Genomic DNA, 4,178 nt, shown 5'->3' on the forward strand with positions numbered 1-4,178 from the left:
CCCCCCGCCGCATCGCGGCGGGGGTGTTTTGCGTCAGTCCGGCAGATGGAAGATATCCTCCACAGGGGTTTTCAGCAGCCGGGCCAGCCGCATGGCCAGCCCCAGGGTGGGATCGTACTTGTTGTTCTCAATGGCGTTGATGGTTTGGCGGGTGACGCCCAGCTCCCGTGCCAGGTCCTCCTGCCGGAGCCCCGCCGCCTTCCGCAGCTCCCGAATCCGGTTTTCCATGGATCACAGCCCCGCACACCGCAGCAGCAGGCCGAAGGCCAGCAGGAAGACTACCAGCAGCGGGACATACAGCAGGAAGCTCCTGGCGCCGTCCCGGTCCCCGGCGCGCCATCTCCCCACCTGCAGGGCCAGAAAATACAGGAGATTCTGAAAGATCAACAGGTACATGGGCGCGGTGAAACGGCCGGTGTGGACGTAGTCCCAGATCCCCCATATAAACAGGGCCATCACCGTGAAGAACCAGGCCACCCGGATGGCGTTCAGGGAGAGGTGGAGTTCCATCTCATCCATGTTCCGAAAGAATTTCATAGAACTGCCTCCTTGCTTTGAATTGTCAAGTTCTTTTGACATTTTTAGAATAGTACGGCAGATGAGAAATGTCAATAGTGTTTTACATTTTCGCAAAGAGGATAGAAAAACGTCGGGGAACGCAGGCTGACCCTTGCGCTTTTGGGCCTGAAATGGTACAATAATTGTCCGAAAATATCAGCAAGGGAGCGCTGCTTTTATGAAATTAGGTATCGTGGGTCTGCCCAATGTGGGCAAATCGACCCTGTTCAACGCCATCACCAACGCCGGCGCCGAGAGCGCCAACTATCCGTTCTGCACCATCGACCCCAACGTGGGCATGGTAGCGGTGCCGGACGAGCGGCTGGACAAGCTGGCGGAGATGTATCAGCCGGATAAGAAGACCCCGGCGGTCATCGAATTCGTGGACATCGCCGGACTGGTGAAGGGCGCTAGCAAGGGCGAGGGCCTGGGCAACAAGTTCCTGGCCAACATCCGGGAGACCGACGCCATCGTCCACGTGGTCCGCTGCTTTGACGACGAGAACGTCATTCACGTGGAGGGCAGCACGGACCCCAGGCGGGACATCGACATCATCAACATGGAGCTGGTGATGGCGGACCTGGAGATGGTCCAGCGCCGGGTGGAGAAGGCCACGAAAGCCCTGAAGGGCGACAAGAAGTTCCAGCATGAGGTGGACGTGTTCACCGCACTGCAGAAGCATCTGGACGGGGGCAATCTGGCCCGGACCTTTGCCTGTGACGAGGACGACGCGGCCCTGATCGCCACCAGTGACCTGCTGACCCTGAAGCCTGTGATCTACGCCGCCAACACCGACGAAGCGGGCTTCGCCGATCTGGAGCATAATCAGTACTACCAGCAGGTGAAGGCCATTGCCGACGCAGAGGGCAGCCAGGTGCTGCCCATCTGCGCCAAGATGGAGCAGGACATCGCCGAGCTGGAGGGCGAGGAGAAGCTGATGTTTCTGGAGGAGCTGGGAGTGGAGGAGTCCGGCCTGGACCGGCTCATCAAGTGCTCCTACGCTCTGCTGGGCCTGATCTCCTTCCTGACCTACGGCAAGGACGAGTGCCGGGCCTGGACCATCAAGAAGGGCACCAAGGCCCCCCAAGCCGCCGGCAAGATCCACTCCGACATCGAGCGGGGCTTCATCCGGGCGGAGGTCATCGCCTATGAGGACATGATCGCCTGCGGCAGCGTCAACGCCGCCAAGGAGAAAGGGCTGCTCCGCAGCGAGGGCAAGGAGTATGTGGTTCAGGACGGAGACATGGTCTACTTCCGGTTCAACGTATGATGACGGAGGCGGAGAGACTGGCGGCCTATGACCGCATGTACGCCGACCTGCTGAAGGAACGGGACAAGGTCCTGGCGGACATGGACAAGCTCCGCGCCGCGGGAAGGAATCGGGGAACCACCTACCAGCAGCTGTTGGCCCAGAAGCTGACGGTTCAGAACCTGATCGGCCGGTTTGAGATCTACGGAATCAAAGAAGCGTGAGGGACAGGCAGGCGCAAACGCGCCTGCCTGTTTTGCCTGCGGAGAGGGATCTCCTGACGGCAGGCCGGACAGGGGCCGGCCTCATGGGCAAAAGGGACCGGGCGTCTGGCAGGACAGCATTCCATATAGCGGGCGGCCGTCCGCTGTCTGGCAGAAAAATTCCCAGGGGGAAACATTTCGGCCCGCCCCGGCGTATATAGGGTGAAAGCGCTTTTCAAACGAGAGAAAGGAGGCATTGCATGGAAGAGGCTGAAATCCTGCTGCGCAATGCCATGGAACACCACGGTGCCGCCGTCTACCGGCTGGCCCTGTGCCGGATGCAGAGCGTCCAGGACGCAGAGGACGTGTACCAGGACGTGTTTCTCCGGCTGCTGGGCCAGGAGGCATCTGCCTGGGACGGGGAGCATCTGCGGGCCTGGCTGCTGCGGTGCACGGTGAACCGGTGCCATGACCTGCACCGCTTCCGCCTGCGGCGTCCGGTGCTGGCGCTGGCGGACCTGCCGGAGACGGCCGCGGAAGCGGACAGCGGCGCCGCAGAGCTGTGGGACGCAGTGGCCCGCCTGCCGGAAAAGCTGCGCGTCCCCATCCACCTGTATTATGCCGAGGGATATTCCACGGAGGAGATCGCCGGGCTGCTGGACATTCCGGCGGCCACAGTCCGCACCCGGCTCCGCCGGGCCCGAAAAAGACTCAAAGACCTGCTGGGAGGAGACGACCATGAAGAAGAACGACTATCAGAATTTGATGGAGCATATCCAGCCCCCCGCCGGGCTGAATGACCGGGTGCTGTCCGCCGCCCGGCAGACGGCGGGAGCGCAGAAGGAGACGACCGGCCCCAAACATCTGGCGCCCGGAAAGCGGCGCCCGGTGCTCCGGGCGGCAGTATGCGCCGCCTGTGCACTGGCGCTGGTGGTAGGTTCTGTAACGCTGGGGCCCATTGGCGGCGGAGAGCCCGGAGAGAGCGGCGCGCCGGTAACAGCCCTGCCCAGCTTCTCCTTCGGCCTGACGGCCTATGCCGCTGACACGGGGGAGCGTTACGAGGCGAACGCCAACGGGGGGCTGGCCTTCAGTACAGCCGGTCAAGTCTCCTGGTCTGCCGAGGGCGGCCACTACACCGGCTGTCTGTTCCAGGTGACAGGGGAGAACATTCGAACCATTTCCCTTGCCATTGACCGAGAGGCGCTGTACCGCAGCAGAACTCTGACCAACCTCTCCAGAGAAGAGGTGCAGAACTATCTCGATGCCGAGGCCAACGGCACGGAGTACCGGCTTTCCAGCGGCGAAGGAGTGATCCATGCCGTTTATGGCGAGGAAGAAGAGGGGCCCCTGACCATGGAGGTGGTGACGGATCTGGGCGCTGCCGTCACGGAGGGCTATGACCCGGAGGTGCGCTATGGATTTCTGATTCCGGACACCGGCGATATCGACTGGGACAGGGATCCCCGGGTGGCGAATCAGGAGAGCATCGACCGGATGGACGGCGCCCGGCTGACGGTGACGGTGACCTTCACTGACGGTTCGGAGCAGACCAAGACCTACACGCTGTCCACAGGGCGGCTGAAGGTGGAATATGACGCAAACAGCCCCGGCGGGATCCTCCTGCCCCAGCTGGCCGGTGATGAAGACCCGTGGCTCTACGGCGTCTATGCGGTGGATGAGACGGCCAGCCGTTTCCTCCAGTGGCCGGTGCAGGGAGCCAACACCATCAGCCTCTCCAACCCCTATGGTGCCCCCCGGTGGCAGCCGGGCGGCAAGACCTGTGAAACTCACACCGGAATCGACATTGCCGCGCCGGAGGGCGAGGCAGTCCTGGCCGCAGCGGGCGGCACTGTGGTGGAGTCCGGCTATGACGTGGAGCGAGGCAATTATGTGGTGATCGACCACGGGGACGGCCTTTCTACCCTATATGGCCAGTGCCGGGACTTTACGGTGGAGGAGGGCGACACCGTCCGGGCCGGGGAGATGATCGGTGCCGTGGGGAAGACCGGCATGGCAACAGGGGCCCATCTCCACTTTGAGGTCCGCCAGGACGGAGAGCCCCAGAACCCGGTGGCCTATTTTGACAGCGACGTGCGGGACACCCTCCGCATGGGCTGACCGGTCCTCTGTGAAAAGAACAGTGAGCGCGGCGCGGAATTTGTTCCGCG

Annotated in this window: 6 protein-coding genes; 4 read left to right on the forward strand and 2 right to left on the reverse strand. The window is 62.6% G+C overall.

The window, feature by feature from the left end; genetic code table 11:
• Window positions 1–33: 33 nt before the first annotated feature.
• Both HMPREF1546_RS01300 and HMPREF1546_RS01305 read right to left on the reverse strand, forming a co-directional pair.
• Window positions 34–228, reverse strand: coding sequence for a helix-turn-helix transcriptional regulator (locus HMPREF1546_RS01300; RefSeq protein ID WP_021749689.1), 195 nt, complete (start codon window positions 226–228; stop codon window positions 34–36).
• Between the two features lie 3 nt (window positions 229–231).
• Window positions 232–537, reverse strand: coding sequence for a hypothetical protein (locus HMPREF1546_RS01305; protein WP_021749690.1), 306 nt, complete (start codon window positions 535–537; stop codon window positions 232–234).
• A gap of 199 nt (window positions 538–736) precedes the next feature.
• On the opposite strand from HMPREF1546_RS01305, the gene ychF reads away from it, so the two are divergent.
• The 4 genes from ychF to HMPREF1546_RS01325 all read left to right on the forward strand — a co-directional run bounded on the left by ychF (window position 737) and on the right by HMPREF1546_RS01325 (window position 4,128).
• Complete coding sequence (ychF, locus tag HMPREF1546_RS01310; RefSeq protein ID WP_021749691.1) at window positions 737–1,828, forward strand: redox-regulated ATPase YchF; 1,092 nt, start codon at window positions 737–739, stop codon at window positions 1,826–1,828.
• A complete protein-coding gene (locus tag HMPREF1546_RS01315; protein ID WP_021749692.1) occupies window positions 1,825–2,031 on the forward strand; it encodes a hypothetical protein in 207 nt (68 codons plus the stop codon). Before ychF ends, HMPREF1546_RS01315 begins: the two co-directional genes overlap by 4 nt.
• A 239-nt stretch (window positions 2,032–2,270) precedes the next feature.
• On the forward strand, window positions 2,271–2,810 hold the full coding sequence (locus HMPREF1546_RS01320) for an RNA polymerase sigma factor (RefSeq protein WP_021749694.1): 540 nt from the start codon (window positions 2,271–2,273) through the stop codon (window positions 2,808–2,810).
• Window positions 2,749–4,128 carry a M23 family metallopeptidase gene (locus HMPREF1546_RS01325; protein WP_083490936.1) on the forward strand — a complete coding sequence of 460 codons (1,380 nt, stop codon included), beginning with the start codon at window positions 2,749–2,751 and terminating at the stop codon, window positions 4,126–4,128. Before HMPREF1546_RS01320 ends, HMPREF1546_RS01325 begins: the two co-directional genes overlap by 62 nt.
• Window positions 4,129–4,178 lie beyond the last annotated feature (50 nt).

Origin of the sequence: Oscillibacter sp. KLE 1745 (assembly GCF_000469445.2) — a bacterium.
Classification (GTDB): domain Bacteria; phylum Bacillota; class Clostridia; order Oscillospirales; family Oscillospiraceae; genus Oscillibacter; species Oscillibacter welbionis.